General features: G+C 29.6%; 1 protein-coding gene. It reads right to left on the bottom strand.

Features of this window, described 5'->3' with window-relative positions; genetic code table 11:
• Positions 1-128 precede the first annotated feature (128 nt).
• Positions 129-1,349: an IS110 family transposase gene (locus MR285_RS08305; protein ID WP_293559854.1), complete on the bottom strand. Its 1,221-nt coding sequence runs from the start codon at positions 1,347-1,349 to the stop codon at positions 129-131.
• Positions 1,350-1,589: the final 240 nt, after the last annotated feature.

Raw genomic sequence — 1,589 nt, 5'->3', positions numbered from 1 at the left:
CTGCTAACAAAAGTCAAGTTTAACCTGAAATTAATTTCAGGTTATTTTATTATTTGTTAATTAATTAAATTTGAGCATAACAATTAAGCCAACTGTTTTCGGCTAGTTAATATATATTTTTTTGATTTTTATGCTACTTTTAATTCTTTTTTCTCGTCTTTTGAACTCATAACTCTTGCATAGTAGATTCTTAAGAATTTGTTTAAGCCTGCAAATTTGCAAACTTTTTTGGCTTTTCCTTCTTTTTCTTTTTTTATCATGTAATTATATATTTCGTTTTCTGGATTTTTAGCACTCATCATACATTTCATTGCCTGGTAGCCTACTTTTCTTAGTATTGCGTTTCCTCTTTTACTTATTTTCCTTTGTTCTGCTTTAAAGTTTCCTGATTCATATGGCGGTGCGTCTATTCCAATAAAAGATATTAGGCTTTTTTTGTTTTTAAATTTTGATAGGTTTCCAAATTCTGCTACTATTTGTACTGCTAATTTGTCTGATATGCCTGAGAATTTTTTTACTTCTTGATATTCTTCTAAGGGCTCGGATATTTCTATCATTTGTGATAAAATGCTATTTAGAATCTGATTTATTTGTTTTATCAGGTTTATTCCTTCTCTTATATTTGTTTCTATTTTTGAGTTATGGGAAGGTTGTGTTGAGATACTATCCTCTGCTAATTTGTAAATGGATTTTGCTTTGTTTGCATTTGGATGGTATCTCTTTTCTTTTGCCCATCTTTTATATTCTTCTACAAATTCTTCTTCTGTTTTTTCTAATACTAGGTCTTTATGCCACCATTTTTTTAAAAAGTCTAATAGTTTGTCTTTTGAAAAGTCTCCTGAATTATGTGGAATTAGTGTTTTTATGCCTGGAAATGTTTGATGTGTTATTTGATCTATGTAGTTCATTTGGTTGATTCTTAGCTCCATGTAATGTTGGTAGCTTCTGTTTAATTCTTTTAAAACTCTGTAGTTTTCTTCATCTACCTTGTATTCTTCTAATTCTTTCCAATACATTAGTCCATATTCTGCTATTTGTTTTGCGTCTATGTTATCATTTTTTGCTTTTCTAAAGTTTAAGGCTCGGCAAAATTGTTTCATCTTTAATGGGTTTATTACTGCTACAAAGTAGCCTCTTTCTTTTAATTCATAAAGTATTGGTATATGATATTTTCCTGTTGCTTCCATCGTTATTTTTACTTCTTTTAATTTTTCTAGTTTCTTTAATAATTCTTCGACTTTACTTTTGTTTAGGTAAACATCAAATGGTTTCCAGATTATTTTGCTTCCTTGTTCTAATGCACAAACTGTAATTTTATCCTTTGATATGTCTATTCCTACAGATATCATGGTTTTCCTTCTTTCTTTTTTCTTTTGTAGTTTCTACCTGCACCATTACACTCATTTTAGCTTGTGACACGGACGTTTTGCCCAACCTGCTTAACCGAATATGAATAATGAAGAGGTGGTTGACAGTTTTTATGTCGGATGTTTTAACCCTAAAAGAGACTCGTCATACTACTTCTTCATTATACAAAAATAGTGCAAGATAGGAATTACTTCCTTTCTTACACTATTTATGGTACTAAA

The organism is Peptoniphilus sp. (genome assembly GCF_022767005.1).
Taxonomy (GTDB): Bacteria; Bacillota; Clostridia; order Tissierellales; family Peptoniphilaceae; genus Peptoniphilus_A.
This window is presented reverse-complemented; position numbering and strand designations above follow the sequence as displayed.